Source organism: Pyxidicoccus sp. M15 (genome assembly GCF_056858435.1).
On record NZ_CM166495.1, the window covers coordinates 11,247,900 to 11,272,295 of the forward strand.

Here is a 24,396-nt window from a genome sequence, read left to right on the forward strand (position 1 = left end):
GAAGTCCACGGCCCTCACCCGTGCGGCCAGCGGGTGATTGCCGGAACTCCCGGCGGCGGGGACACTCCCGCCGCATGCGCAAGCTCCTGCTGACCCTCCTCTGCTCTTCGCTTCCGCTCGCCTTCACCGCCTGTGGTGACGAGGACGAGCCACCCATCGACGCGACGCCCGACGCCTGGACCTGGGTGGACATCGCCGGCACCGAGTGCGGCAACGGCGAGCAGACGGGCATCGGGGTCAACCCCAACGAGGCGAGCACGGACCTCTACATCTACATGCAGGGCGGCGGCGCCTGCTGGGACGAGCGGACGTGCTTCGTGCTGCGCAGCGCGAGCAACATCAGCACGGGCTACCGGGCGGCCCAGTTCCAGACCGACGGCACCCGCACTGCGTACATGTTCGACCGTGCGGAGCCGGCGAACCCCTTCCGGGGCATGTCCTACGTCTTCGTCCCCTACTGCACGGGCGACGTCCACGGCGGCGACGCGGTGCAGACCTACGGCACGCAGCAGGTGCACCACAAGGGCGCCAGCAACGTGGAGGCGTGGCTTCCCCGGCTCGTCTCCACCTTCCCGGGTGTGAAGCGCGTGTTCCTCGGGGGGAGCAGCGCGGGCGCGTTCGGCGCGCAACTGAACTACGAGCGCGTCGTTGCCGCGTTCCCCACGGCCGAGGTGCATGTCCTCGCCGACTCGGGGCAGATGGTGACGCCCGCGGGCACGCTCCTCGACACGTGGCTCAAGAACTGGGGCGTGACGATTCCGGCCGCGTGCACGAACTGCGCGACGGACTTCACGCGCTTCCCCGCGTACCTGGCGGACACGTATCCGGAGTCGCGCTTCGGGTTGCTCGCATGGAGCCGGGACAGCGTGCTCAGCAACTTCTTCGGCTACTCCGCCGCGGACTTCGAGACGCGGACGCTGCAGCTGCTCACGACGTCGTACGACGGGAAGGAGAACGCGAGGTACTTCCTCAAGCGCGGGACGCAGCACACCTTCCTGGGCAGCCTGGACACCCTCACCAGCACCACCGGCGTGGCGCTCGAGGACTGGGTCTCCCAGTGGGTCGCGGGCGATGCCGCCTGGAACAACGTGCAGGAGCCGTGAGCGTCGGTCGCCATCCGTACACTTCGTGGCGGGCCAGGAGGTCCCCTGGCCCGTGGTGAGCCCCACCTTCCCAGCGGCCCCCCACCCTGGCATTCAGGACTTGAGCCTGACGTAGCGTCAGGGTTCATCCTGGAGGCCAGGATGGGAGGACACGGGATGCGAATCGGGGAGCTCGCCAGGCACGCCGGGCTGACGGTGCGGACACTGCACCACTACGACGCCATCGGCCTGCTCACACCCTCGACCCGCTCCGAGGGCGGCTACCGGCTCTACGGGCCGGAGGACATCGCCCGGCTGCACGCCATCCAGGCGATGCGCCAGCTGGGCCTGTCGCTGGAGGACATCGCCCGGCTGCTGGACGGTGGCGGCACCACCCTGCCTGTCATCGTGGAGCAGCAGCTGCGGGCCCTCGACGTGCAGATTGAGCAGGCCGAGAAGCTGCGCGCGCGGCTGGGCATGCTCCAGGCCAAGCTGGAGACCGGAAGCGTGCCGGACATGGACGACTGGCTCGCCACCATCCGGATGATGACCACCTGCGACAAATACTTCAGCGCGGACGAGCTGAAGACCATCTTCGGCAACTGGCGGCGCATCTCCACCGACTGGGTGGCGCTCATCACCGACGTGCGGCGGACCATCAAGGCCGGCATTCCAGCGGACAGCCTGGAGGTGCAGCCCCTGGCGCACCGCTGGATGACGCTGATGGGCATCTGGATGAATGGGAACTTCGACCTCATGTACCGGTGGGGCGAGATGTACAGGCGCGAGCCGTCCGCGCTGACCGGCAAGGGGCCCGACCTGGGCATGGTGGCGTACATGGACCGGGCCATCCAGCTGCGCATGGCCGCGCTCGGACGGCACCTGAGCATCGACGAGCTGATGCGCCTGAAGCAGGTGCCGCCCGAGGCGTGGGACACGCTGGCGGGCTCCGCGGCAGAGCTGATGCGAAAGGGCGTATCACCCGGCGCGTCCCGGGCACGAGCGCTCGGGAAGCAGTGGCTGGGCCTGCTGGAGCGCGTGGCGGACCATGACGCCGTGCTGTTCGACAAGCTGCTGGCGGCCTACCGCCAGGAGCCACTGGTGGCCGCCGCGTCGGTGCGCGAAGAGGCGGTGCGGCAGTACCTGCAGCGCGCGGTGCAATCCGTGCTTGACCCTATCGCAGCGTGAGGCTGGAGGCTCCGTTCCAGAGGAGCCAGAGACACCATGAATCCCCATCCAAGCGACCCGCCACGCGCCGGCCTGTTCAAGGACCGCAACTTCAAGTGGATGCTGAGCGGCAGCATCATCTCGATGCTGGGCGACCAGTTCACCATCATCGCCCTGCCGTGGCTGGTGCTGATGATGACCGGCGACACGCTGGTGCTGGGCCTGGTGCTCGGGGTGATGAGCGTGCCGCGCGCGGTGTTCATGCTGGTGGGCGGCGCGGTGGTGGACCGGTACTCGCCCAAGCGGGTGCTGATGTGGACCAAGCACGTGAGCACGGTGCTGCTCCTGGCCCTGTCCGCGCTGGTCTTCACCGGAAACATCTCGACGGTCTCGCTCTCCCTGCTCGCCTTCGGCCTCGGCCTGGCCATGGCCTTCAGCATTCCCTCGGGCACGTCCCTGCTGCCGCACGTGATTGCGCCCCAGCAGCTCCAGGCCGCCAACGGCGTGGTGCTGGGCCTGCGCCAGCTGTCGATGTTCGCGGGCCCCCTGCTCGCCGGTGGGATGATTGCCGCCTTCGGGGATGGCCACAGCGAGCGGGTGTCGGACACCCGGGGCTTGGGCGTCGCCTTCCTGTTCGACGCCATGAGCTTCGCCGTGTCGGCGTGGACGCTGTCCCGGGTGATGACCACGGCTCCGGCGGACCGCACCGGGGCTCCGGCGGGACAGGCGGTGTGGCAATCGGTGGCACAGGGCCTGCGGTGGTGCTGGAACGACCGCGACCTGCGCACGTGCTTCCTCTACTGGTCGGCCATCGCGCTGCTGATTACAGGACCCCTCCAGATTGCACTGCCGGTGCTCGCGAGCCGGCTGCCCGGCTCGAGCGCGGCGGGGTTCGGCCTGCTGATGGGGGCGCACGGCGCGGGCACGCTGTTGGGGATGGGCGTCGCCGGCGCACGGCCCGGCATGCGGGTCCGCAACCTGGGCACCACGCTGCTGCTGGTGGATGGGATGGTGGGCCTGCTCTTCATCCCCATGGGGCTCATCACCGCGCTGTGGCAGGGCGCCTCGCTGCTGCTGACCATCGGCCTGCTGAGCGGCTTCATGCACGTGGCCGTCTTCACGTGGATTCAGCGCCGCGTGCCGCCCGCCCTGCTGGGCCGCGCGATGAGCATCTTCATGTTCATCTTCATGGGGCTGGCGCCCATCTCCGCCGCCGTGACGGGCTGGCTGATGCGGGGCGTGGCGCTGCCACAGGTGTTCGCCGTCAGCGGCGGCTGCCTCGTGGTGGTGGTCGCGATGGCGATGGCCACGTCGCGCATCCGCGACATCTCGGAAGCGCCCGCGCCCACCGCCGGGCGGTGAGCCCGACCGGCCGAGGCGCCCGGGCCGCGCGGGGACAGGCCACGCCTTCACGGGCGGTCCGTCCTCCCCGCGCGGAGGACGGCGCTACGGAGAGGTCGCCCGCGCGTCGTCGTAGGTCACCACGCCGTTCGCGTAGAAGCCCACCCTTCCGGCCGTCAGGCTCGTGTCCGTCCCCTGCACGCGGAGCACGCCGTCCACGTAGCCCTGGAGGGACGTGCCCTGAATCACCAGGGAGAGCGTGTGGAATGCCGACGTGCTCGCGGTGAACGGCACCGTCTGCACGGTCTGCGTGGAGCCGGACACCTTCTTGTTCAGCACCACGTTCCCGTTGTGGAGGACGAGGAAGTAGAAGTTGTTGCCATCCACGTACCGGGCGACGAGCCCGTTGCGGACGCTCGTGGAGCCCACCTTCACCCGCGCCGACCAGGTGTAGCTGGACCACGTCGGCTGGCCGGCCGTGACGATGTACGTCCCGGAGGAGGAGGACTGCTGCCGGGCCGCCTTCGTTCCATCCGTCACGATGGCCCAGCTCCCGTTGCCGCTGGCATTCGCCCAGGCCCCCGACGGGAAGCTCGTGGACGCCTCGAAGTCATCCGCCAGCAGCGTCGTCCCGGTGCCCGCCGGCGTTGTCACGCTCGCCGTGTTGCTCGCGGTCGAGAAGTTGCCGGCTGCGTCGCGCGCCTTCACGGTGTAGCCGTAGGTCGTCGACGGGCTCAGCCCCGTGTCGCGGCACGACAGCACGGCCACCGAGCACACGCGAACCCCGTCGCGGTACACCGAGTACGACGTCACCCCCACGTTGTCGGTGCTCGCGCTCCAGGCGAGGTCGACGTCGCTGCTGGACACCGCCGTCGCGGTGAGCCCCGCCGGAGCCGTGGGCGGCGTCGTGTCCGAGCCGCCAGGGCACGCCGCCGTCGGAGTGCCCACGGAGTTGCCCGTCACCAGCTGCGCCGTCGCATCGAACGTGTTGCCGCAGAAGGTGCCCTGCGGCGCGCTGTGGTCATTGCGGATGAAGGCGCCGGTCGCCTCGCGGAAGGTGTTGTTCCTGGCCACGTTGCCGCCCTTGTCGTACGCACCGGAGTCGGACTTGAGCTTCAGCGCGTAGCTGCGGCTGCCGGAGATGACGTTGGTGTCCAGCACGTTCGCGTGGCCCCGCAGCTCGATGAGGCTGCCGAGGAACTCCAGCGGCTCGTCGTTGTAGCGGCAGTCGTTCCTCGCGAACGTGTTGTCGTGGGCGTTCTCCTTGACGTTGAGACACTCCGAGCCGTACGTGTGAATCGTGTTGTCGTGGATGTGATTGAACGAGCTGGGGTCATTCGCATACATCGGCTGGTCGGTCGACTTGGGGCTGGTGCCGATATAGACGCCCTCGCCGTTGTGGTACTTGTAGCCGTCCACGTCGTCGCCCTTGCCGTACATCCCGCACCACTGGATGACCGAGTTGGCGACTTCATTGCCGTGCGCGTTGTTCCGCATGCGGATGCACTCGCCGCCCGCCCCGTTGAGGAACATGTCGCGAATCACCACGCCGGTGATGTCGCGCGACGCCTCCGCCGAGCCGATGTAGATGAGCCGGCCGTCAGCGACGAGGCCCTGGTTGTCGTCCTTGAACTGGCGCACGCCCGACAGGCTCGTGGGCCAGGTCTTGTTGACGAGCTTCTCCTGCCCATCGATGGTGAATCCCTCCAGCACGTAGTGGCCGTGGTCGATGTTGAAGATGCGCCCCGTGCCGAACAGCACCGCCTTGTAGCGCCCCGAGCGCAGCTTCCCGGTCTCAGGCCCCTTGAGGGTGATGGGCGCCGTCGCGGTGCCGGCCCGCTTCGTGACGGGCCGCTCGCGGTAGATGCCCGCGGCGAGGTGAATGGTGGTTCCCGCCGTCGCCTTGTCCAGCGCGGCCTGAATCGTCTTCAGCGGGGCCGTGGACGTGCCCGGATTCGAGTCCGAGCCGCTGGGGCTCACATAGAGGGCCGCCGCCCCCGCGAGCGAAGGCAGGACCGCCAGCACCAGCGCGAGCACGCGGCCCGGCCTGGGATTCGAGGAGGGTTTCAAGGTGGCTCCTGAGAGGGGTGACGCGGGAGTGACCCGGGGGCTGTCACATGGATGAGACAAAGCCATTGCCAGCCGCGCCACTTTCCAAGTATTCAAGAATTTGCGGCTTTCTCAGCCTAACCTACCTATCCGATGACTCCCAGAACCCTTCGTTGGACCGCCCTCGTGGGCGCCCTGCTCCTGGCGGCGGCCGTGGCGCTGCTGCTGCCCTGGGGCCCCTCCTCGCCCCCCACCGACGACGGCGCGCCGGCCGGCGCCACCACCGCCGCCGCCGGGAGCGTGGGCGGAGGGCAGGCGGCGGACCCGGGCGTGACGCCATCGCCCGAGGAGCGCAAGCCGGCGCAGGAGCAGATTCCGATGCCGGGCTGCTGGAACGGGCTCCAGGAGTTCGACCGGACGGTGTCCATGGACACGTTCCGCGCCGCGCTGTCGGCGGCCATCGCCAACCGGGACCGCTACCTCGCGAACTACCTCCAGGAGCGCCTCACGGAATTGGTGGGCAATGACGCGGCCCGCGCGCTCCAGGTGCTGGAGTGGTCTCAGGGCACCAGCTCCCCGGAGCTGAACATCTACCTGGAGGCGGTGAAGGCGGCGCCCGCCGTGCATGACGCGAAGGTGTCCGGGCAGCTGCTGAAGATGGGCGAGGACAGGACCGGCTCCCTGCAGGCCCGCTCCGCGGCGCTGGACGCGCTGGAGACGCAGCGGCGCATGGGCCCGTCCGACCTGAAGCGCCTGAAGGCCGTGGCGCTCGACGAGACGGTGGACTCGGTGGCCTGGGTGGCCACGCGCACCATGGGCCGGGTGATGAAGGAGGACTACGAGCGCACCGGCACGTACGCGCCCTACTGGAAGGAGCTGCTCGACATCAGCGGCAAGTCCGACGACATGGCCGTGCGGCTGCTCGCGCTGGAGATGCCGTCGTACTCCAACCCGCTCATCGGCGAGGACTCCTTCGCGCAGCTCGAGAAGACACTGAAGACGGACCGCGAGCGCGACGTGCGGGAGATGGCCGCCTTCCGCCTGGGCGTCACCAGCTCGCCGGACAAGGCGTTGGACATCTACCGCGAGGCCTTCGAGAAGGAGCACGACGTCTGCGTGCGCTGGGCCATCTTCCGCTTCGCGGTGCGCGTGGCCGGCGCGAACGCGCTGCCGCTGTTGCAGGAGTTCGCCGCGAAGGACCCGCGCTTCGTGCAGGACTACACCGAGTTCAGGGACCTCTACGCGACGGGCGCGGTGGACTTCGCCCGCATCTGGCTGGGCAAGGCGGAGCACCACTCCTGCCTCGTCGAGGAAGGAGCGCCGCACTGATGCTCCGCACGAGGATGAACCCCATGAAGCGCACCACGCTCCTGTCGGCCCTGCTCCTGCTCCTTCCCGGCGCCTCGCTCGCGACGGAAGCGAAGGAGACGGTCCTCAAGCCCGCCACGTGCACGGTGGAGGGCATGCTGGACGACGTGCGCGCCGCGCTGAAGGGCGGCTCGCCGGCCCTGCAACGCTACGTGAAGCTGCGCCTGCGCGAGGCCGCGCTCGCCATGTCCGCGGATGGGCTCCAGGCGGCCCTGGCCCGTGAGCGGGACCCGGCCGTGCTGGAGGCGCTGGGCGCCGCGCTGGCGACCAAGGCGGGCAACGCGGAGGACCCCTCGCTCCTGCAGCCGCTGCTGGCGAGGGCCAGCGGGGACTCGGACCCGTCCGTCCGGGCGGCGGCCGTGCGCGCGATGAGGGCCACGGCCTCCGTGGAGTTCATGGAAAAGAATGGCGGCGTGGTGAGCTACGAGCAGCTCGTGCGGGACGCCTCCCCCGAGGTGCGCGCGGCGGTGGCGGACAACCTCGTCGCGGAGAGCGCGGAAGTCTACAGCGGCCATGACCGCCGGGTGTCCGAGGCGGCGGTGGCCACGGCGGCCGCGGCGGAGGACCCGGTGGTGGCGGCGAAGCTGCTCGGCGAGGTCTCCATGGAGGCCGTGGGCCCCGCGGCCGTGGAGCAGGTGACGAAGCAGTTGCGCGCGGAGGACCCCACGCTGCGCGCGGCGGCGGCCACGGCCCTGGGCGGCGTGCCCGGCGCGGAGTCCGCGGGCGCGCAACGCTCGCTCGTGGACCTCTACAAGAGTGACTCGAACCCGGCGGTACGCAAGGCGGCGCTCCAGGGACTGGCCCGGCTGGGCCAGTCCAGCGCCCGCCCGCTGATGGAGTCCCTGCGCGGCGTGGACCGCGCCATGGACCCGGAAATCGACGCGTGGCTGTCCGCCATGAGCCTCAACCTCCAGGAGTGGGAGTTGCTGCTGCGCGAGAAGCAGCGGCTGCGGAGGTGACCCCTGCATCACCGCGGTACGCAGCACTGCAGTGCAACCCCAGAGGAGAAAGTCCCCCTATGAAGACCATGAAGTTGACGATGGCCGCGCTGACCCTCGTGGTGGCCGGCTGGGCCACCACGGTGGCCGCCGCGACGGCCGTGGGCCCCATCTGTGACGCCGCCGCCCGCGTGGGCTCCACCACGTACTACTCGTGCTCGGGCAGCAGCCACACCGCGCTCGACATGAGCAACGGCACGTGCAGCGTGTGGAACCACCGCGGCATGATCAACGTCAGCCGCTACTACGCCTACTACGGCGGCTGTGCGGCCAACTGCAGCGGCGGCACCACCTGCAACGGCGGCGCGGGCAACTACTACGTGGTGACGGGTGGCAGCGGCTGGGACTTCCGCCAGCTGCACCTGAACGCCAACGCGTCGTCCGGCTCCAAGACGTGCGACCGCTGCGCGCTGGGCCTCGTGGGCTCCACCGGCAACTCCACCGGCGCCCACGTCCACGCGGACAACCGCCAGTACGGCACCCGCAAGTCGGCCTGGTACACCAGCGTCGGCACCACCTGCGGCTCCAGCGCCTACTGCCAGAACCGCGTCGGCACCCCCACGCTGTAATCCGCCGTCCGCTTCACGCCCCGCCCCGGCCAGACACGTGCCGGGGCGGGGTTTTCATTTCACGCGTCCGCGGGCTTCCCCTCCGAGGACACGCGCCGCAGCAATTCGGCCGTGGGCCGGTCCGCGGGGAAGAAGGACTCGATGGCCAGCTCGGACAGGGTGATGTCCACGGGCGTGCCGAACACCGTCGTCGTGCTGAAGAGCGACAGCAGCCCGAAGCGCGTGTTCAGGCGAAGGGGCACGACGACGCTCACCGGCTCGTCCGCCCCGTGGCCCTTGGGCCAGGCGCCGCCACCGGGCGGTGGCAGGGCGCGCAGCTCGTCATGGAGCGCGGCGAGCTTCTCGTCCGCGGTGACGGCCACCTGCCGGTGCAGCCGTCCGAGCACATGGCCGCGCCACTGCGCCGGGTTGGCGATGTGCGGCGCCAGCCCTTCCGGGTGCAGGCTGAGCCGCAGCACGTTGACGGGGGGCTGCAACAGCTCGGGGGAGACGCCCTCCAGCAGCAGGCCCACCGCGCGGTTGGCGGCCACCAGCGTCCAGTAGCGGTCCACGGCCAGGGCCGGGTACGGCTCGTGGCCGGTGAGCACCAGGTTCACCGCCTCGCGCGCGGCCTCGAGCGCGGGCTGGTCCAGGCTGCCCTCCGAATAGACGGGAGCGAAGCCTCCGGCGACGAGCAGCGCGTTGCGCTCGCGCAGGGGGATGTCGAGCTCCTCCGCGAGGTGGAGCAGCATCTCCCGGCTCGGCTTGCTGCGGCCGGTCTCCATGAAGCTGACGTGGCGCGCGGACACCTCCGCGCGCATCGCCAGGTCGAGCTGGCTGAGACTCCGGCGCTGGCGCCAGATGCGCAGCAGCTCTCCGACAGGACGGCTCTGGGTCATCATGTCCGGAAACATAGAAGCGGGGCGTAGTGCCTCCAATTACCTCCCGCGTAATTGAGACCGGACAGGGGGAAGCGCAATTTGGGTTCATCACGACGGCGGAACGGCTTCACCGCCGCTCGTGCCCACCCGCATCGCGAAGGAATCACACATGACCGCGCTCTCTTCCTCCAAGTCCCTGCTCGGCCGCACCCTGCTCCTGGATGGTGTCGTCAGCGGCGCCACCGGCGCGCTGATGTTCCTGGCCGCTTCACCGCTGGCGGACCTGCTGGGCCTGCACGAGCGCCTGTTGCGCGTGGCCGGCTTCAGCCTGCTGCCCTTCGCGGCCCTGCTGGTGTTCCTCGCGGTGCGGCCCACGGTGTCGAAGCCACTCGTCTGGGGCATCCTGGTGGTCAACGTGCTGTGGGCCGTGGACAGCCTGCTGCTGTTGACGACGGACTGGGTGGCGCCCACCACGCTGGGCTACGCCTTCACCGTGTTCCAGGCCGTGGCCGTCGCGGGCTTCGCCGGGCTCCAGTACGTGGGCCTGCGCGGGGCGCACACGGTGGCGCACGCCTGAGATGACGTGGGCCACGAAGAAGGCGGCGCCACCCGTGAGGGTGAGCGCCGCCTCGTGAGCCGGCCGCAGGAGCGGTGGGCTACGCGGCCAGCAGCGCCGCGCCGATGATGCCGCTGTCGTCACCCAGCTCGGACTCGGTGATGAGCAGCCCCTCGCGCGACACCTGGGACGACCAGCCCTGCACGCCCTCCACCACGCGGCGCCGCAGGCCCGCGCAGTGGGTCAGCACGCCGCCTCCCAGGATGAGCCGCGCCGGGTTGAGCACCGTGACCTGGTTGGCCACCGCCAGGGCGAGGAACTGCGCGGCCCGCTCGTACACCTCGCGCGACGGGCCGTCGCCGGCCTCCGCCGCCTGCTCCAGCGTCACCGGCGTCACCCGCGCCGGGTCTCCGCCCGTCAACTCCACCAGCATCGGAGAGCGCCCGGCCGCGAGCAGCTCGCGCGTCTGCGCGATGAGGTTGTGGCCCCCCGCGTACGCCTCCAGGCAGCCCAGCTCACCGCAGCCGCAGCGCCGCCCGCCGGGCACCACCTTGATGTGGCCCAGCTCGCCCGCCACCCCGCCCGCGCCGTCCAGCAGCTTCGCGTTGGCGATGATGGCGCTGCCCACGCCCGAGCCCACGAACACCACCAGCAAGTCGCTCGCCCCACGCCCCGCGCCGGCCTGCAGCTCGCCCCAGGCCGCGGCGGCCAGGTCGTTCACGATGCGCACCGGCTTGCCCAGCCGCGCGGTGAGCATCTGCCCCAGGGGCACGTTGCGCCAGCCCAGGTTGGGAGCGACCGACAGCACGCCCGAGTCCTTGTGAATCTGGGCGGCGGCGCCCACCCCGCACGAGTTCACCATGACGCCCGCGCCCCTGACGGCCGCGGCCGCGGCCTGGGCGATGGTCTCCACCACCCCGGCGGGGCTGCGCTCGGCCAGGGCCACCTTCGCGGAAGCCAGCATCTTCCCGCCCTCGTCCACCACGGCGGCGCGGGCAAAAGTCCCTCCCAGGTCGATTCCCAGCGTCGGCATCGGCGACCTTCCTTTCTCAGCCCTTCAGCCTGGACACCAACGCCGCGACCAGCGTCTCCACTTCCTTCTGGCGCGCGTCGTCCTTCAGCTTCCCCTCCGGCGTGAAGGCCTCCATGGCCTTCGGCAGGTGCACCTGGGCGGGGAGCACGTGCGCCCCCGTGGAGGACAGCACCTGCCGCAGGTGCGGCTGCATGCGCGAGGTGCCGAACATGCCCGGCGTGGCGCCCATCATCGCCACCCACTTCTCCTGGAACAGCCGCCCCGGCGGACGGGACACCCAGTCGATGGCGTTCTTCAGCCCGCCCGGGATGGACGAGTTGTACTCCGGGCTGGAGATGAGGAGCCCCTGCGCCTTGCCCAGCCGCTCGCGCAACTCGGTGACGGGAGCCGGCAGGCCCGCCGCCTCCACGTCCCCGTCGTAGAAGGGCAGGTTCAGCGCTTTCAGGTCCACCACGTCCACCTCCGCCCCGAGCGAGCGGGCGTGCTGGACGGCGACCTCCAGGAGCTTGCGGTTGAAGGCGCCAGTCCGAAGGCTTCCGCTCACCGCGAGGATGCGAGGGGCCGTCATCGCTAGCCCCCGACTTCCTTCTGCACCTTGGCCACCGTGCCCTCGATGAGCGCCTGGATTTCCTTCAGGCGCTCCGGGGTGTTGGCCTCGAAGCGGAGCACCAGGATGGGCTGCGTGTTGGAGGCGCGGATGAGGCCCCAGCCGTCGGGGAATGTCACGCGCACGCCGTCCACGTCGATGATGTCGTGTCCCGCCGCGCGCAGCGTCTCCGTGGCGCGCTTCACCATCTCGAACTTCTTCTCCTCCTTGGTGTCGAAGCGCAGCTCCGGGCTGGCGTACGTCTTCGGCACGTCCGAGAGCAGCTCGGACAGCGGCTGCTTCTCGTTGGTGAGGATTTCGAGCAGGCGCGCCGTGGAGTAGATGGCGTCGTCGAAGCCGAAGTAGCGGTTCTTGAAGAAGATGTGGCCGCTCATCTCCCCGGCCAGCTCCGCGTGCTCCTCCTTCATCTTCGACTTGATGAGCGAGTGGCCCGCCTTCCACATGATGGGCTTGCCGCCGCGCTTCGCGATGTCGTCGTACAGCGTGTAGCTGCACTTCACCTCGCCGACGATGGCCGCGCCCGGGCTCTCCTTCAGCACGTAGCGGCTGAAGAGGACCATGATCTGGTCACCCCAGAGGATGTTGCCCTTGTCGTCGATGACGCCGATGCGGTCCGTGTCGCCGTCATAGGCGATGCCCACCTCGGCCTTCTCGCGCTTCACCGCCTCGATGAGGTCCTCGAGGTTCTCCACCACCGTCGGGTCCGGGTGGTGGTTGGGGAACGTCGCGTCCATCTCGCAGAACAGGGGCACCACGTCGAAGCCCATGGCCTGGAACAGCGGCACCGCCACCGCGCCGCCCGTGCCGTTGCCGGCGTCGATGACGATGCGCATCCCCTTGCGGCCCATCTTCACCGTCTGCTGGATGAAGTGGTTGTAGGAGGTGATGATGTCGTAGGGCTCCACGCGGCCCTTCTTCGAGCCCACCTCGAAGTCCTTCGCCTCGATGAGCTTGCGGAGGGCCTGGATTTCGTGGCTGTGGAAGGTGGTCTTCCCCGCGCCAATCTTGAAGCCGTTGTACTCGGGCGGGTTGTGGCTGCCGGTAATCATGGCGAGCCCGTCCACCGGCAGCGTGTTGGCGGCGAAGTAGGTCAGCGGCGTGGGCACCACGCCCACGTCGAGCACGTTGAGCCCGGTGGAGGTGAGGCCGGCGCAGAGGGAGTCGCGGAAGCGGGTGGACGACTCGCGGCAGTCCCTGCCCACGACGATGGAGCGCCCGCCCTGGCGCCGGATGATGGTGCCCAGGCCCTTGCCCAGCAGCTCCACCACCTCGGCGGTGAGGTCCTTGTCGACCAGGCCCCGGATGTCGTACTCGCGAAAGATATGCGTGTTCATGAAGGTGTCCCCGCCCCCAGGATGCCAGAGGGCATGGCAGAGGGCGGCGGACTCTACACGAGCACGGGGCCGGGCGGCACAAGCCTCAAGGCCCGGGCTGACTCCTGAACGACTCGGCCCCCCGGGGCTCCCGGCCGTACGCCTCCCCGGGGGCCAGCGGGGCGAACCACAGCAGGTCCAGGGCCCTCATTCCCGCCGCGTCGAACAGGCCCACCTCCGTCCGGGCCGGGTCCACCGCGAGCTCATAGGTGGCGTGCTCCCCGGGCGCCAGCGTGCGCGCGGACAGTTGGGGCGCAAAGGGCACCCGGGTGTCTGCGGAGAGGCGCAGGCCGTCCAGCGTCACGGGCTCGCTGCCCCGGTTGTAGAGCTGGACCCACCAGCCTCCGGAGGCTCCGCGCCCCACCCGGTCGATGACCAGGGGGCCCTGGCCATGCTTCTCCAGCGCGTCCAGGTGGGCGAGCAGCCAGGCACGGCGCTCGCGCACGAAGCGGCGCAGGTAGTTGGCGCTCTCCGCGGCGTGCGCGGGGCTGACGTACTTGTCCGCGACGTGGCCGTCCTGGTCCGGGAGGATGAAGGGGGCCAGCAGGGCGTGCATCTTGTCGATGCGGGCGCCCAGCTTCGCCTCGGTGAGGCGCGTCTCGAGCAGCTCGCGCATGCGGCGGATGTACTGCGCGCGCAGCGTCGGGTCGTCGAGGATGCGCGTGGTCAGCGTGCTCCACGTGGGCCGCATGTCCTTGTAGCCCAGGTCATCCCGGCGGTGGACGTACAGCTCGTAGACCTTGGGGTCGTACCCGCTGAAGCCCGGGTGCGGGTAGTCCTTCTTCACGCCCTGGTTGGTGTGCAGCGTCTTGCGGTTGTAGAGGCTGAGCGCGTTGTTCAAGTCCCACGGGACGAAGGTCCACTTCCCCGTCTCGCGGCTGTAGATGAGGTAGCTGCGCGCGTCCTGGTGTGTGTGATTGACGATGAACGCGTCCAGCACCATCCAGGTGATGTAGTCGTCCAGCTCGACATACTTTCGCGCGAAGGCCTCGAAGCGGTCCGGCGGCGTGCGGTTGAGCCCGTCCAGGAAGGTCCACAGCCGGGTCCAGGGCTCCTTCTCGTTCGTCTTCTTCTCCCAGTCCTCCATGTACGGCTGCTTCGGCGGCGGCCGCATCTCACAGTCATGCATGCCGCAGCGGTAGATGTCGCCGTCGTCGTCCAGGCCGTGCGCCGCGAGGAAGTCCTTGGTGATGGACTCCACCTCCACGTAGACGCCCTCGTACTCGTCATTGATGTACAGGTGGACGTACCGGACGCGGGGCACCTCCAGGCCCAGGCTGGCCGCGGTGTCGTACCAGAGCTTCTCCGTGAGGTAGCCGCCGTCCTTGTACGCGGCGAGCAACTCGATGCGCCTCACGCCCTGGAAGCGGTCCTCCTTGTCGAAGTGCACCTGGAAGGGCTTCTTCACCTCGTAGCGGGTGGAGCGGCCGCGGTAGCTCAGGTCCACCGTGTACGTGCGCCCGTCCGCCGCGAAGGAGGCCGGCACCTCGTAGTCCCGGTTCTCGATATTGTCGTTCAGCGCCTGGAGGTGCTCGGGCGACACGGTGAGCCGGTACTCGGGAATGGACGTCTGCAGGGCCGGCCAGTCGGGCAGCGGCTTCGTGGGGCCCGCGTCCGGCGTGCCCGAGTCGGGCGTCCCGGAGTCCGGCGCTCCAGCGTCGGCGGTGCCGGAGTCCGGCACGCCCGCGTCCCTTCCCGCGTCCTCGTCGCCAGGGCCTGAGTCCGGCAGACCCGCATCGGGCGGTGTGCCCGCATCGGAGCCGGGCCGGTCGAACCCACCCGAGTCATCCAGTGGAGTGTCTGGCGTTGGAGGATTCGAGGACGCGCTTCCACACGCGCCCAGCAGCAGCATCAGTCCAGCGAGAAGGGCAAACCGTTTCATGTCACCCGCGTGTAAGAGCAAATCGCACGCCAGGGTGATTGGCCCGCGTCTTGCCAGTGAAGGCGAAGCGCGGAGGGCTACGGAGGGAAAGGCTTTGCCCCGACGCGGGGGGTAGCCCTCTCAGGCAGGAGCCCCCGAGGACAGGGATTGAGTCGGCAGGGTCACACCGCGCGCCGAGCGGCGCAGCTCCTGGTAGTGGCGCAGCCAGGAGACGTTGAGCGGGTCCAGGGCGAGCGCCTCGGAGTAGCGCGAGAGCGCGGCGCGCAGGGCGCGCTGGGCCTCCATGGCGTGGCCCTGGGTGAAGAGGGTGCGCGCGCGGGCCTCCGCGTCGGGGCGGGCGGCCAGCCAGGCGCGACGCAGCGGCTCGACGGCCTCGTCCGTGAGGCCCGCGTCGACACAGCGCGCGAGCCCGGCGAGGTTGCGCCGGACGGCATCGAAGCCCGCGCGGTTCAGCGGCTCGCCCAGGGTGCGGCGGGCGGCCTCCACGCGCTGGCGCAGGGACTCCAGCGTGCGGCGCTGCTCCACGGGCAGCTGGCGCTGGCGGAAGCCGTCCAGGCGGCGCAGGGCGGCGGTGGCGCGGCGGCGCACCTCGTCGAAGTCCGCGTGCGGCGCCGCGCCCAGCAGGGCGTACGGGTCCTTCGCCACGCCGGCGGCGCGCGACAGCAGGCGGGCAAGCTCGGCGTCCGGACGGAGCTGCGCGGGCCGCTGCGCGCTCGCGAGCGCCTGCGCCAGCAGCTGGAGCAGCGGCTCACCGGGCTCGGCGTACTGGACGAAGATGCCGGCGGCCACGTTCCAGATGCGGGCCTCGTCCTGGGTGACGTGACGGACGACGTCGCACTCGCACACCACCGTGCGCCCGGCGAAGGTCAGCTCCACCGGCACCCGCGCGGCGAGCGGCGGCAGCGTCCCCCGCGACGCGGCGAAGAAGCCGTCCGTCGTCACGTCACCGGCGTCCACGGAGACCAGCCCCGACGCGGCATCCAGCCCCACGCGCACGCGCAGCCCGGCGGGCGCGGGGACACACGGCGCGGAGACCTCCAGCACCGGCGCGGCGCCGTGCGCGGCCTCGCGCAGCGCGAGGTGCAGCGGCGTGGCCCCGTCCGCGGGCACCGGCTGCCCGAAGATGGAGACGCTGGCATTCATTCCCGGGGCCGCCATGGCGGGCACCAGCGGAATGGGATGCGGGAGGATGTCCCAGGGCACGCCCGTGTAGGGGAACGGCGGGGACACCCCGGCGGGCGGGCCCTCCACCAGCTCGTCCACGACGACTTCGATGTCGGCGAGCGGCTCCTCCTCGTCGGCGAACGGGGAGCGCGGCTCGGCCTCGGACGTCAGGCAGCTGGCGAGCGCCTCGCGGAAGGCGCGCGCATCCGGGAAGCGCTCGTCGGGGCGCTGGGCCAGGGCGCGCAGCAGCACGGCGGACAGCGCGGTCGGCACGCCGGGATTGAGCGCGTGCGGCTGCGGCGGGGTCAGCTCGCCCACACGGCCGAAGCCGAAGGGCAGGCGCCCGGTGACGAGCAGGTAGCCCACCACGCCCAGCGCGTACAGGTCCGCGCGGCCGTCCACGGCCTCGCCGGACCACTGCTCGGGCGCGATGAACGCGGGCGAGCCCACCACCATGCCGCACGCCCGCTCCTCCGCGGACAGGCTGGCGCTGAGGACGGCGCTGGCGCCGAAGTCGAGCACCTTCACCCGCCGCTCGCCGTGCCTGTCGCGGGTGAGCACGAGGTTGTCGGCGCACAGGTCCCCATGCACCAGGCCCCGCGCGTGCGCGGCCTCCACGGCCTCCACCGTCTGGGTGAGCAACTCCACGGCCTCCACCGGGGCCAGCGGCATGGGCAGGCGCGAGAAGGGCTCGCCATTCGCATGCTCCATGAGGAGGCACGGCAGGCCGCCGGGGCCGGGGCGCGCGTCGAGCACGCGGGCCACGTGGCGGTGCGTCAGCTCGCGCAGGGTGCGGGCCTCCGCGTAGAAGCGCGTGCGCACGGCGGGCCGCGCGGCCAGGTGCGGGTGCAGCACCTTCACGGCGAAGCGGTGCGCGCTGGGCAGGTGCTCGGCGAGGTACACCGTGCCCAGGGCCCCCGCGCCCAGCCGGCGCTTGAAGACGAGCGGCCCGTGCCGCTGCCCTTCCAGCGACACCTCCGCGAACGTGGTGGAGGCGGCCTGCCCGGCCGGGCAGGGAGTCCCGGCCGGATGAGTCACCGCGCAGTGCTTGCATGCCATCGAAGCCACCCTCGTTGCGCCCCCGAAGTGGGGCGGGCGGCGTTGGCTCTGCAACCTTCGTGCAGCCCTCCTTCGTCCACGAATGGACAGGGCAACCTCCCGACAGCGCGAGAAGTGCCGGTGTGCGGGTCCCAACGCACCCGTAATTCTTCCAGGGCGGCTCGCGAAGATTCTCCCGCGCACATCCGGCGCCATCCGGCGCCTCCGGGGGCTGTCACCCCCGCCTGCTACTCCGGGACTGACGAGAGGTCCTCCATGTTCGTCCGTCATTCCGGCCGTCACGGCTGTAGCAGCCACAAGCCCAGCGGCCTGTCCCACACCCTGCTCATCCCGCTCCTGGCCGTCACCGGGTGCGGCCCCCTGCACCTGAAGGAGATGCCGCTGAGCGACCTGGACAGCGGTGCGCTGCGCTACCGCTCCGCCTCGCCGCCCTCCTTCACACCGACGGAGGAGCCAGCGGCCGCCGACGGTGGCGACGCCGCGGCCCGGGCGGGCCAGGCCGCGAGCGCCGTGAAGCAGAAGCGGATGCGCGGCGATGCGCTCGTGCAGGTGCTCCAGCGGGCCGGGCTCCCCCTCGCACACGAGCGGCTGCCCGACGCGGCGCCGCTGTCGCCCGAGGACGCCTCGGCCCTGCTCGGCGCGCTGCTGGAGCAGCCCGTCACGGCGGCGGGCTTCGGCCCGCGGCGCGTCGCCTCGCGGCTGCTGCGCGAGGTGGTGGAGGGCGACGAGGAGGTGCCGCGCGCGGAGCTGCTGGAGCGCGTGAAGCGCTACGAGCGCCTCGCGGTGCTGCGCCCGGATGGCACCCTGGCCATGGCGCTCACGGGGACGGCGCGCCAGCGCGTGGGCGAGGTGCAGTGGAGGGAGGGCGCCTTCCGCGCGGGCGCCTTCGTGGTGGGCGCGCTCTACTCGGGAGCCACGGGCGTGTGGCGGCCCGTGGACGCCGCGCTCCAGCGAGGCTGGGACAGCCCGGTGCTGGGGGAGGTGCGCGACGACGCCGTGGCGCGGGACGGCGCGGAGGAGACCTTCATCGAGCTGGTGCTCGCGCTGGGGCAATTGCTCACGCAGCCGGGAGGCAGCCCGTCCGCGCTGGCGCAGCTGCCGGAAGGGCTCGCCGCGCTCGTCACGTCCTCGCCCGGGTACCTGGCGCGCTTCCAGCGGCTGACGCGGGGAGAGCAGGTGCGCGAGCTGTCGCAGCTGAGCGCCGCGCTGCTGTCCACCTGGGGCACGGTGGTGGGCACGCCGCGCACGCTGGCGGCGCTGGGCCGGGGCTGGGAGGCGCACCGCGTGCCGGTGGTGTCGCTGGCGGAGGACGGCACGCTGGTGGTGGAGCGCGTCGCGGTGCAGGTGGGCCGCGCCGTCACCGTGCTGGGCGACGGGACGGGCGCGGCCGCCGTCCTTCATCTGGATGCGGCCCTGTCGGAGCCCCGCCGCCTGCCCGAGCCGGTGGGCGGGCCCGGACGCTGGGGGCCTTCGCGCGAGCTGCTGTCCCCGCGGGCGGCGCGCTACCAGGAGCACGTGTCCGGCCACCCCGCGAGCGAGGCGTACTGGCTGGGCGAGCCGGGGCGCAAGGACGCCACGCGGTTCGACGGCTTCGCGGACGGCGTGCTGCTGGAGGCGCGGGGGCCGGGCTTCGCCAGCCGCTTCAACGACGACTTCACGCCGAAGCCCTGGTTCTCACGGTGGGGCGCGAAGGCGCTCGTGGAGGAGGCGCGCAGGCAGCAGCAGGCGGCGCTCGCCGCGGGGGCGCGCGTCCGCTGGCAGGTCGCGGAGGCGAAGGCGGAGCGCGCGCTGCGGAAGCTGTTCGACGGCGCGCGGCTCGACGAGGTCGAGGTCGTCCACACGCCCGCGCCTTGAAGCGCGGGCGTGGGGAGCCGCTCGCCGCGCTACACGTACTTCGTCAGCTTGCGGGCCTTGAGGGCCTCCACCACCTTGCGCACGTCCTGGCTCCTGTCCTTGGGCACCACGAGGACGGCGTCGCCGGAGTCCACCACCACCACGTCGGTGAGGCCCACCACGGCCAGCGGGCGCTTGTCGGCGAGCACCACGCAGCCCTTGCAGTCCACCACCACCGCGGCGTCACCGGACACCACGTTGCCGTTGGCGTCCGCGGGGCGCACCTCCGGAATGGCGGCGAAGGAGCCCACGTCGGACCAGCCGAAGTCGCCGGGAATCACGGCGATGTTGGAGGCCTTCTCCATGACGCCGTAGTCGATGGAGATGGACGGCAGCTTGGGGAACACCTTCTTCAGCACGGACGCGAAGGTGCGCTTGCCCGCGGCCTTGCGCAGGGCGTCCAGCCCCTTCTGCATCTCCGGCATGTGCTTCGCGAAGGCCTCGAGGATGACGTCCGCGCGGAAGAGGAAGATGCCGCCGTTCCACAGGTAGTCCCCGGACGCGAGGTAGCCCTTCGCCGTCTCCAGGTCCGGCTTCTCCTTGAAGGCCTGCACCTTGCGGCCGCCGCCCTCCAGGGCCTCACCCACCTGGATGTAGCCATAGCCCGTCTCCGGGTGCGCGGGCTTGATGCCCAGCGTGACGATGTGGCCCGCCTCGGCGAGCTTCGCGGCCTCCGCCAGGGTGCGCTTGAAGCCGGGCACGTCCGCCACGTGGTGGTCCGAGGGCAGCACCACCATGACGCCCTTCGGGTTGCGGGCGGCCACCTGCACGGCGGCCAGGGCCACGGCGGGGGCGGTGTTGCGCGCCACCGGCTCCACCAGGAGGTTGCCCTTGGGCAGGCCCTTCACCAGCTTCGCGGCGGCCTTGGCGTGCAGCGGGCCACAGACGATGAAGGTGTCCTTCACCGAGGCGAGCCCCTTGAGGCGCGCGGAGGTGTCGGTGATGAGGGGCTGCTTCGAGGCCAGCGGCAGGAACTGCTTGGGGCGCGCCTGGCGGGACAGGGGCCAGAAACGGGTGCCGGAGCCACCGGCCATGATGACGGGGTAGAGGGCCATACGGGTATCGAACTCCTGGTATGGCGGCGCACCATACCGTTTCGGCCCCTGCGGAAAAGGGGAACGCGCCGCCCGGGGCCTCTTCCCGGGCCGCCAGGACGGACGGCAGCCCGCCTGCTCCCCGCCCGGGGAGACTCCGAAGGTGGGTAGGAGTTTTGACCCGTCCCCAAAAAGCCAGTCTCATGCCGCGCTGTTGGACTTCCTCAAGGCCAGATCCACCGGGCTGACGCTCCTCCTCACCGTCGCGCTGGCGCTGGGGCTGTCGCTGGCACCGGTGCCCGAGTCGCTCCGCCCCGTCCCGAGCCTGCAGCGCAGCGGCCCGCTCGGGCCGAAGCTGGTGGCGCTCGTGCTGCCGGCGTCGCTGACGGGCAAGAAGCCCGCGCGCCCGCCTGCCACGGACACCATGGTGGCGGACAGCCTTCCTCCGGAAGAGGAGGAGCCCGACGCCGGGACGTCCGTGGCCGACACGGTCCCCGCCCTGCCCCTGGTGCCCACCACGCCCGGCATCGGCCTGGAGGAGCTGAGCGCCCCCACCCTGGCCCGCGCGCTGGAGCTGGAGGCCCTGCGTGAGCGCATGGGCGCCCGGCACGTGGACATCGAGATGAACTGCCGGAAGTCCGCCCCGGACGGCAGGTGCCTGGAGGACGGGCTCGCCCCCTTCACCCGCGCGCTGGCCGACCTGCGCGCCGACACCCGCCGCACCCCGGTGCGGGTGGTGCACCTGGGTGACTCGCTCGTCGCGTCCGACCACATCACCGACATGGTGCGCGACAGGCTCCAGGAGCGCTTCGGCGCGGGGGGCAAGGGCTTCCTCTTCATCACCCGCCCGGCCAGCGCCGGCCGCTGGACGCGCTCCGGGCGCGGCTCGGACGGCTGGGAAATCGCGCGGCTCGTGGACACGAAGTGGCCCCGGGACAGGGTGGGCTGGACGGGCGTGGCCTTCACCTCCGGCGGCGGCACGCAGAGCACGCGCTATGACGTGGAGGGCTCGCGGGTGGCGGAGCTGTTCTTCCTCGCCCAGCCCGCCAGCGGCTCCGTGCAGCTGTCCGTGGACGGCAAGCCCGTGCAGCGCATCCAGACGCGCGGCTTCTCCAAGACGAAGTCCGAGGCGGCCTTCGCCCGCGTCTCGCTGCCCGAGGGCGCGAAGACGCTGTCGCTCACCACGTCCGGCAAGGTGGAGCTGCACGGCGTGTCGCTGGAGAAGGGCACGCCCGGCGTCGTCTACGACACGGTGGGCCTGCTGGGCGGCATGGCGGAGGTGTACCTGCGCGCCCAGCCCGCCGCCTTCCGCGCGCAGCTGCGCCAGCGCAAGCCGTCGCTGGTGGTGCTGATGGTGGGCGGCAACGAGGCCTTCTTCTACTCGCGCGAGCGCACCACGCTGGACCAGGTGCGCCAGCAGATGAAGGACCTCATCGCCCGCGTGCGCACCAACGTGCCGGACTCCGCGTGCCTCGTCATGTCCCCCATCGACGCGGGCGTGCGCACGCTGAGCGGCGACGTGATTCCGCGCCGCGGCTCCAAGGAGGTGGGCGACATCTTCCGCGAGGAGGCCCGCGTGGGCGGCTGCGCCTTCTATGACGCCTTCACGGCCATGGGCGGCGAGGGCTCCGCGAGTCGCTGGCTGGACGAGGGGCTGATGCTGGAGGACCTCGTCCACCCGCGCGTGAAGGGCTCGGACCTGCTGGGCCACCTCTTCGACCTGTCGCTCCAGCGCTCCTTCGCGAAGGCGCATGCGCCGCTGGTGCCCGTGGCGGACCCGCCCGGCCTGCAAGGGGCGGACGCGGCGCTGGTGAAGACTTTCGAGCGGCTGGGCCGCCGCGAGGCCGGCGAGTCCGTGCGCGTGGGCATCTCCCAGCTCGGCGCCTCGCACACGGCCTCGCACTACTTCACGGACGCGGTGCGCGAGGTGCTGGCGAAGCGCTTCGGCGACGCGGGCCGGGGCTTCATCGCCGCCGGCAAGCCGTCCCCGCGACTGGAGACGGCGCGCGTGGCCCGCGAGCTGGAGGGCGAGTGGACGGTGGAGGACGCGCTGGACGCGGCCCCCGGCGGCCTCTGGGGCCTCACCGGCATCCGCGCCGTGGGTGCCCCCGGCGCGAAGCTGCGCATCCAGTTCTGCAAGGGCTGCCCGGACGCGAAGGCGCCCTCGGGACGGCTGGACCTGTACACGCTGGACGTGCCGGACGCGGGCGCGCCGGACATCCTCGTGGACGGCCAGCCGGTGCCGCCGGACGCGCCGCTGCCCGAGCCCCTCGCCGCGCCCACCGTGCGCATCCGCTCCTTCCCCGTCAGCGGCCCCGCGCACACCGTGCAGGTGTCCGCGCCCGCGCAGGGCGGCGTCACCGTGCTGGGCGCCGCGCTGGAGCAGGACACGCCCGGCGTGGTGCTGGACGCGCTGGGGCTGCCCGGCGCCACCGCCTTCACGCTGCGGGACATGGACGCGGCGGCGGTGGACGCGCAGCTCACCTCGCGCCGGCCGGACCTGCTCGTCTTCTGGTACGGCACCAACGAAGCCGGCAAGGCGGACCTGGACGCGCAAGGGCTGCGCCGCGACTACCCCGCCCTCATCGCCCGGCTGCGCAAGGCCACCAACGCGGAGTGCCTGCTGCTGGGCCCCACGGACCGGCTGGAGCAGGACGCGGACGGCCAGTGGCGCGAGGCGCCCGCGCTGGCCTCGGTGCTGAACACGCTGCCCCAGGTGGCGAAGGAGGCGGGCTGCGCGTACTGGTCTCCGCGCGCGGCCATGGGCGGAGAGCGCGCCATGCTGCGCTGGCAGCGCGCGCAGCCGGCGCTGGGCCACGCGGACGGCGTGCACCTGACGCAGGAGGGCTACGCGCGGCTGGCGGGCGCCTTCGTGCGCGACTTCCTCGCCGCCTACGAGCTGCACCGGAAGGCCCAGCCCACCGCGCGCGTGGAGGACAACTGACGTGCTGTCCCACAGCCTCCAATACCTCGCCTTCGTCGTCGTGGTGTTCGCCACCTACTGGGCCGTGCACCGCCAGTACTGGGGGCGCATGGCCGTGCTGCTCCTGGCGAGCATCTACTTCTACGCCGTCTTCACGCCCTTCCCGCTCCTCATCTTCCTGGCGGGCGTCACGGTGGACCACCTGTGCGTGAAGGGCATGGCCCGCGCGCAGTCGCAAGGCGTGCGCAAGGCGCTCGTCACGCTGTCCATCGTCAGCAACCTGGGGCTCCTGGCGGGCTTCAAGTACCTGGAGTTGTTGCGGCAGACGGTGGTGTCGCTGCTGGCGCCGCTGGGCGTCGGCGTGCGGACGGAGCCCTTCCACCTGCTGTTGCCGGTGGGCCTGTCGTTCTTCGTCTTCCAGGCCATCAGCTACACGGTGGACGTGTACCGGGGGAAGGCGAGCGCGGAGCACTCCTTCTTCGAGCACCTGCTGTACATGCTCTTCTTCCCCCGCGTGGTGAGCGGCCCCATCGTCCGCGCGTCGGAATTGATGGTGCACTTCCGCGAGACGCCGAGCCTCACCCCCGAGCAGGGCGGCCACGCGCTGTTCCGCATCGCCGTGGGCCTGGTGAAGAAGCTGGTCATCGCGGACGTGCTGGGCAGCGCACTCGTGGACCCCGTCTTCGGCGCGCCGGAGAAGTACGCCTCCGCCGAGTGCATCGTCGCCGCGGTGGCCTACACCTTCGAGCTCTACTACGACTTCTCGGGGTACTCGGACATCGCCATCGGTGTGGCGGCGCTGTTCGGCTTCAAATTCCCCGAGAACTTCAACCGCCCGTACCTGGCGAAGAACATCGGTGAGTTCTGGAACCGGTGGCACCTGAGCCTGTCCACGTGGCTGCGGGACTACCTGTACCGGCCGCTGGGCGGCAACCGCGTGTCGAAGCCGCGGGTGCTCTTCAACCTGATGACGGTGATGGTGCTGGGCGGCCTGTGGCACGGGGCGGACTGGCGCTTCGCCGTCTGGGGCGCGGTGCACGGCGTGGCGCTGGGCATCTCCCGCTGCTGGGAGTGGTGGGTGGGCAAGCCGGAGTCGCCGGGCATCCCCCGCGTGGCGCTGGGCATGCTGACCACCTTCACCATCGTGGTGCTCACGCGCGTGGTGTTCCGCGCGCCGGACATGACGCACGCGGGTGAGTTCTACGAGCGCATGATGGCGGGCGTGCCCGGCATCGCCAACGTGAGCCCGCTGGTGTGGGGCATGCTGGCGGCGGCGGTGTTCTTCCACGCGGTGCCGCTGAAGCTCTACACCGTGTCCTCGGAGCTCTTCGTCCGCATGCCCGTGCCGGTGCGCGCCGTGGCCCTGGTGCTGCTCGGCCTGGGCATCCGCCACCTGTCCTCGGTGGAGACGCGCCCGTACGTGTACCTGCAGTTCTAG

General features: G+C 71.2%; 18 protein-coding genes. 10 read left to right on the forward strand and 8 right to left on the reverse strand.

Features of this window, described 5'->3' with window-relative positions:
- Window positions 1–74 precede the first annotated feature (74 nt).
- The 3 genes from ACX9TP_RS41535 (at window position 75) to ACX9TP_RS41545 (ending at window position 3,611) form a co-directional block, all read left to right on the forward strand.
- On the forward strand, window positions 75–1,103 hold the full coding sequence (locus tag ACX9TP_RS41535) for a pectin acetylesterase-family hydrolase (protein ID WP_482976223.1): 1,029 nt from the start codon (window positions 75–77) through the stop codon (window positions 1,101–1,103).
- Window positions 1,104–1,259: 156 nt separating this feature from the next.
- Window positions 1,260–2,270, forward strand: coding sequence for a MerR family transcriptional regulator (locus ACX9TP_RS41540; protein ID WP_482976224.1), 1,011 nt, complete (start codon window positions 1,260–1,262; stop codon window positions 2,268–2,270).
- A gap of 36 nt (window positions 2,271–2,306) precedes the next feature.
- Complete coding sequence (locus tag ACX9TP_RS41545; RefSeq protein ID WP_482976225.1) at window positions 2,307–3,611, forward strand: MFS transporter; 1,305 nt, start codon at window positions 2,307–2,309, stop codon at window positions 3,609–3,611.
- An 84-nt stretch (window positions 3,612–3,695) separates the two neighbouring features.
- Here ACX9TP_RS41545 and ACX9TP_RS41550 read toward each other — a convergent pair whose 3' ends face one another.
- Window positions 3,696–5,660, reverse strand: a complete 1,965-nt coding sequence (locus ACX9TP_RS41550; RefSeq protein ID WP_482976226.1) for a fibronectin type III domain-containing protein — start codon at window positions 5,658–5,660, stop codon at window positions 3,696–3,698.
- Between the two features lie 165 nt (window positions 5,661–5,825).
- Between ACX9TP_RS41550 and ACX9TP_RS41555 the strand changes: the two genes are divergently transcribed.
- Genes ACX9TP_RS41555 through ACX9TP_RS41565 form a run of 3 tightly spaced genes read left to right on the forward strand, consistent with a single transcriptional unit; the run spans window position 5,826 to window position 8,574 of the window.
- The gene (locus ACX9TP_RS41555; protein WP_482976227.1) at window positions 5,826–6,968 is read left to right on the forward strand and encodes a HEAT repeat domain-containing protein; all 1,143 of its coding nucleotides are present in this window, start codon (window positions 5,826–5,828) and stop codon (window positions 6,966–6,968) included.
- Window positions 6,969–6,991: 23 nt separating this feature from the next.
- Complete coding sequence (locus ACX9TP_RS41560) at window positions 6,992–7,966, forward strand: HEAT repeat domain-containing protein (protein WP_482976228.1); 975 nt, start codon at window positions 6,992–6,994, stop codon at window positions 7,964–7,966.
- Window positions 7,967–8,025: 59 nt separating this feature from the next.
- Window positions 8,026–8,574 (forward strand): peptidase M23, encoded by a 549-nt coding sequence (locus tag ACX9TP_RS41565; protein ID WP_482976229.1) that lies wholly within the window; start codon window positions 8,026–8,028, stop codon window positions 8,572–8,574.
- A 59-nt stretch (window positions 8,575–8,633) separates the two neighbouring features.
- Here the strand turns inward: ACX9TP_RS41565 and ACX9TP_RS41570 are convergent, their stop codons facing one another.
- A complete protein-coding gene (locus tag ACX9TP_RS41570; protein WP_482976230.1) occupies window positions 8,634–9,455 on the reverse strand; it encodes a helix-turn-helix domain-containing protein in 822 nt (273 codons plus the stop codon).
- A 148-nt stretch (window positions 9,456–9,603) separates the two neighbouring features.
- Between ACX9TP_RS41570 and ACX9TP_RS41575 the strand changes: the two genes are divergently transcribed.
- Window positions 9,604–10,011: a hypothetical protein gene (locus ACX9TP_RS41575; protein ID WP_482976231.1), complete on the forward strand. Its 408-nt coding sequence runs from the start codon at window positions 9,604–9,606 to the stop codon at window positions 10,009–10,011.
- A 79-nt stretch (window positions 10,012–10,090) separates the two neighbouring features.
- Here the strand turns inward: ACX9TP_RS41575 and ACX9TP_RS41580 are convergent, their stop codons facing one another.
- The 5 genes from ACX9TP_RS41580 to ACX9TP_RS41600 all read right to left on the reverse strand — a co-directional run bounded on the left by ACX9TP_RS41580 (window position 10,091) and on the right by ACX9TP_RS41600 (window position 17,108).
- Entirely contained in the window at window positions 10,091–11,023 is a 933-nt protein-coding gene (locus ACX9TP_RS41580; protein WP_482976232.1) for an ROK family protein, read from the reverse strand.
- Window positions 11,024–11,039: 16 nt separating this feature from the next.
- Window positions 11,040–11,591: an NADPH-dependent FMN reductase gene (locus tag ACX9TP_RS41585; RefSeq protein ID WP_482976233.1), complete on the reverse strand. Its 552-nt coding sequence runs from the start codon at window positions 11,589–11,591 to the stop codon at window positions 11,040–11,042.
- A gap of 2 nt (window positions 11,592–11,593) precedes the next feature.
- Complete coding sequence (locus tag ACX9TP_RS41590) at window positions 11,594–12,964, reverse strand: phosphomannomutase/phosphoglucomutase (protein WP_482976234.1); 1,371 nt, start codon at window positions 12,962–12,964, stop codon at window positions 11,594–11,596.
- A gap of 85 nt (window positions 12,965–13,049) precedes the next feature.
- Window positions 13,050–14,885 (reverse strand): CotH kinase family protein, encoded by a 1,836-nt coding sequence (locus tag ACX9TP_RS41595; protein WP_482976235.1) that lies wholly within the window; start codon window positions 14,883–14,885, stop codon window positions 13,050–13,052.
- Between the two features lie 120 nt (window positions 14,886–15,005).
- Window positions 15,006–17,108 (reverse strand): serine/threonine-protein kinase, encoded by a 2,103-nt coding sequence (locus ACX9TP_RS41600; protein WP_482976236.1) that lies wholly within the window; start codon window positions 17,106–17,108, stop codon window positions 15,006–15,008.
- 255 nt (window positions 17,109–17,363) lie between these two features.
- Here ACX9TP_RS41600 and ACX9TP_RS41605 point away from each other — a divergent pair, with 255 nt between their 5' ends.
- A complete protein-coding gene (locus ACX9TP_RS41605; RefSeq protein ID WP_482976237.1) occupies window positions 17,364–18,962 on the forward strand; it encodes a Tox-REase-5 domain-containing protein in 1,599 nt (532 codons plus the stop codon).
- Between the two features lie 29 nt (window positions 18,963–18,991).
- Here ACX9TP_RS41605 and ACX9TP_RS41610 read toward each other — a convergent pair whose 3' ends face one another.
- Window positions 18,992–20,056 (reverse strand): mannose-1-phosphate guanylyltransferase, encoded by a 1,065-nt coding sequence (locus ACX9TP_RS41610; RefSeq protein ID WP_482976238.1) that lies wholly within the window; start codon window positions 20,054–20,056, stop codon window positions 18,992–18,994.
- A 193-nt stretch (window positions 20,057–20,249) separates the two neighbouring features.
- On the opposite strand from ACX9TP_RS41610, the gene ACX9TP_RS41615 reads away from it, so the two are divergent.
- Together ACX9TP_RS41615 and ACX9TP_RS41620 are read left to right on the forward strand one after the other, a co-directional pair.
- Window positions 20,250–22,979: a GDSL-type esterase/lipase family protein gene (locus ACX9TP_RS41615; RefSeq protein WP_482976239.1), complete on the forward strand. Its 2,730-nt coding sequence runs from the start codon at window positions 20,250–20,252 to the stop codon at window positions 22,977–22,979.
- Window position 22,980: 1 nt separating this feature from the next.
- Window positions 22,981–24,396 (forward strand): MBOAT family O-acyltransferase, encoded by a 1,416-nt coding sequence (locus ACX9TP_RS41620; protein ID WP_482976240.1) that lies wholly within the window; start codon window positions 22,981–22,983, stop codon window positions 24,394–24,396.

Coding starts and splice junctions, on each gene's coding strand:
- ACX9TP_RS41535 (WP_482976223.1), top strand. CDS start 75: ATGCGCAAGCTCCTGCTGACCCTCCTCTGCTCTTCGCTTCCGCTCGCC.
- ACX9TP_RS41540 (WP_482976224.1), top strand. CDS start 1,260: ATGCGAATCGGGGAGCTCGCCAGGCACGCCGGGCTGACGGTGCGGACA.
- ACX9TP_RS41545 (WP_482976225.1), top strand. CDS start 2,307: ATGAATCCCCATCCAAGCGACCCGCCACGCGCCGGCCTGTTCAAGGAC.
- ACX9TP_RS41560 (WP_482976228.1), top strand. CDS start 6,992: ATGAAGCGCACCACGCTCCTGTCGGCCCTGCTCCTGCTCCTTCCCGGC.
- ACX9TP_RS41565 (WP_482976229.1), top strand. CDS start 8,026: ATGAAGACCATGAAGTTGACGATGGCCGCGCTGACCCTCGTGGTGGCC.
- ACX9TP_RS41570 (WP_482976230.1), bottom strand. CDS start 9,455: ATGATGACCCAGAGCCGTCCTGTCGGAGAGCTGCTGCGCATCTGGCGC.
- ACX9TP_RS41575 (WP_482976231.1), top strand. CDS start 9,604: ATGACCGCGCTCTCTTCCTCCAAGTCCCTGCTCGGCCGCACCCTGCTC.
- ACX9TP_RS41580 (WP_482976232.1), bottom strand. CDS start 11,023: ATGCCGACGCTGGGAATCGACCTGGGAGGGACTTTTGCCCGCGCCGCC.
- ACX9TP_RS41585 (WP_482976233.1), bottom strand. CDS start 11,591: ATGACGGCCCCTCGCATCCTCGCGGTGAGCGGAAGCCTTCGGACTGGC.
- ACX9TP_RS41590 (WP_482976234.1), bottom strand. CDS start 12,964: ATGAACACGCATATCTTTCGCGAGTACGACATCCGGGGCCTGGTCGAC.
- ACX9TP_RS41595 (WP_482976235.1), bottom strand. CDS start 14,885: ATGAAACGGTTTGCCCTTCTCGCTGGACTGATGCTGCTGCTGGGCGCG.
- ACX9TP_RS41600 (WP_482976236.1), bottom strand. CDS start 17,108: ATGGCATGCAAGCACTGCGCGGTGACTCATCCGGCCGGGACTCCCTGC.
- ACX9TP_RS41605 (WP_482976237.1), top strand. CDS start 17,364: ATGTTCGTCCGTCATTCCGGCCGTCACGGCTGTAGCAGCCACAAGCCC.
- ACX9TP_RS41610 (WP_482976238.1), bottom strand. CDS start 20,056: ATGGCCCTCTACCCCGTCATCATGGCCGGTGGCTCCGGCACCCGTTTC.